2 protein-coding genes and 1 pseudogene are annotated in these 2365 nt (G+C 66.7%); 1 reads left to right on the top strand and 2 read right to left on the bottom strand.

Features of this window, described 5'->3' with window-relative positions:
• Window positions 1-551, bottom strand: a pseudogene (locus BIS11_RS15345) (glycosyl transferase); the annotation flags it as partial.
• Between the two features lie 162 nt (window positions 552-713).
• Between BIS11_RS15345 and BIS11_RS15350 the strand changes: the two are divergent.
• Window positions 714-1496 (top strand): sulfite exporter TauE/SafE family protein, encoded by a 783-nt coding sequence (locus tag BIS11_RS15350; RefSeq protein ID WP_253425745.1) that lies wholly within the window; start codon window positions 714-716, stop codon window positions 1494-1496.
• Here the strand turns inward: BIS11_RS15350 and BIS11_RS15355 are convergent.
• Window positions 1493-2365: ATP-dependent DNA helicase (locus BIS11_RS15355; protein ID WP_253586469.1), on the bottom strand; the 873-nt coding region annotated here is incomplete at its 5' end. The two genes, BIS11_RS15350 and BIS11_RS15355, sit on opposite strands and share 4 nt — an antisense overlap.

Below are 2365 nucleotides of genomic sequence, written 5' to 3' on the forward strand. Positions count from 1 at the left end.
CTCGCCGTGGTGGTGCAAAGCCCGCCGCTGTAGAAGGTTTTCTTGCGCAGGTGGGCCGGGTAATCCGCCTGCTCCAGGCGCTCGTCGAAGGGCGCGAGCATGGCGACACTCGCCTCGTAGGCGCCCAGGTGGCCCGGGTCGTTGCGATCGCCGTGCATGCGAATGCTCACCGCCGGGACGCTGGCGATGCGCGACAAAAGCGCCAGCTCCGCCGAGACGTCGATCACGAACAGCCCGGCGTCGATGTCATCGAGGTGATCGAGCACGCCGCGCATGGTCTGGCGCATCTCGGTCACGCCCATGGGCACGCAGTGCATCACGGGTGGCGTGGGCTGGTCGAAAAGCGCCTGGGTCGGCACCGCCGCGCCGATCATGTTGGGCAGCGCCACCAGGTCGATCTCGCGCTCGAAGCCGTCGAACAGGCTGGGGTCGGCGGTCATCACGCTGACCGGGCGCGCCTTCGAGAAGTGGCGGATGATCGCCATGGCGCGGCGGGCATGGCCGCGGCCCTGGTGGTGGACGAAAAAGCTGATCGGTTTCTTGGCAGTCATGAGTCACACGTTCCGTTGTGGTGGCAGGCCCGCGTGGCCGTGGTGAACGGCGTTCCTTCGCGGCGGTTTGTTGGTAGGCTTGTACCAGCATAGCCGCCGGCGGGGAAAAGCACGCTCGGCGGCGCGACTCTTTAACGTTTGTTGGATCGAGGAAGCCGGGCGATGGCGGATCTTCTGTGGTACCAGTACGCGCTGATCGGGCTGATCTTCGCCTGGAGCGGCTTCGTGCGCACGAGCCTGGGTTTCGGCGGCGCGGTGCTCGCACTCCCCTTTCTGCTGCTGGTGCACGACGACCCGCTGGTGTTTCTGCCGATCATCGCCATCCACCTTTTGATCTTCTCGAGCTGGATCGCCTGGCGGGGCAATCGCCAGCTCAAGGCGCATACCGCGAACCCTACCCGCAGCAACATCGACTGGCGCTATTTGAAAAAGGCGCTGAAGATCATGATCGTGCCCAAGCTCGTTGGCGTGGTGGGGCTTCTGACCCTGCCGGCGGCCATCATGACCAACATCATCTTCGCCATCGTCATCGTCTACGCCGTGGGCTACGTGCTCAACAAGCCGTTCACCAGCCGGCACCGCTACGTGGACGTCGCGCTGCTGGGCCTGGGCGGCTACGTCAGCGGCACCTCCCTGATCGGTGCGCCCTTGATCGTGGCGGTGTTCGCCGCCCACGTGGCGAAGGAGCAGCTGCGCGATACCATGTTCGTGCTCTGGTTCATTCTGGTGGTGATCAAGATGGTGTCGTTCATCGTCGCCGGGGTCGACCTGCAGCTCATCCACCAGCTCTGGCTGCTGCCCTGTGCCTTTGCTGGCCACCTGCTCGGCGAGCGCGCCCACCAGGCGCTGCAAAAGGCCGACACGGTGCTGTTCTTTCGCGTGCTGGGGGCGGTGCTGATCGCGGTGAGCGTGCTGGGGCTTGCGTTCTCGCTGGCCTCCGCCTAGAGCGCCCACCAGCTCGGCAGCAGCCGGCGGATGGCCGGCTGGTCGAAGCGGTCGTCGAGCAGCACCACCACGCCTTCGTCCTCGGGGCCGCGAATCACCCGGCCTGCGGCCTGTACCACCTTGATCAGGCCGGGAATGCGGTAGGTGTAGGCCTCGCCTTCGCCGAAGCGGGCCTCGAGGCGCGCCTTGAGCGCTTCGTTGAAGGCGTTGAACGGCGGCAAGCCCAGTGTGGCGATGAAGGCGCCGATCAGCCGGTCGCCAGGCAGATCTACGCCTTCGCCAAACGCGCCACCGAGCACCGCAAAACCCACGCCGCGCCCGCCGGGGGTGAAGCGGGCAAGAAACGCCTCGCGCTCGCGCTCCGCCATGCCCCGGGTCTGGGCGAAGGCGGGAATCTCCGGCCAGTCGGCCTGAAACCGCGTAAGCGCCGATTCGAGGTAGGCGAAGCTGCTGAAAAACGCCAGATAGTGACCGGGCATCTCGCGGTACTGGCCGGCGATGGCCTCGACGATGGGCGCAATCGAGCGCTCCCGGTCGCGGTAGCGCGTCGAGATGTGCCGGGCGATCGCTACCTTGAGCTGGTGGGCGGCGAAGGGGGATTCGATTTCGCGCCACACGGTATTCGCCGGCAGGCCGAGCAGGTCGCGGTAGTAGCGCGGCGGGCTCAAGGTGGCGGAAAACAGCACCGCGCTCTGGGCGCGCTGGATGCGCGGGGCGAGAAAGTCCGCCGGAACGACGTTGCGAATCCCCAGCACCGCGCGGCCACGCCCGTGCCGGGTCACGTCGCACAGCGAGTGCTCGCCGAAGCTCTCCGCCAGCCGGCAGAACGCCAGCGCCTCGAACAGAAGCTCCTGAAGCTCGAGGCTTGC

It is taken from the genome of Halomonas sp. 707D4 (assembly GCF_024158685.1).
In the GTDB taxonomy this organism is placed as follows: domain Bacteria; phylum Pseudomonadota; class Gammaproteobacteria; order Pseudomonadales; family Halomonadaceae; genus Vreelandella.

What these genes read in the sequence shown, in the direction of transcription:
- BIS11_RS15350 (WP_253425745.1), top strand. Translation starts at nt 714, where the DNA reads ATGGCGGATCTTCTGTGGTACCAGTACGCGCTGATCGGGCTGATCTTC.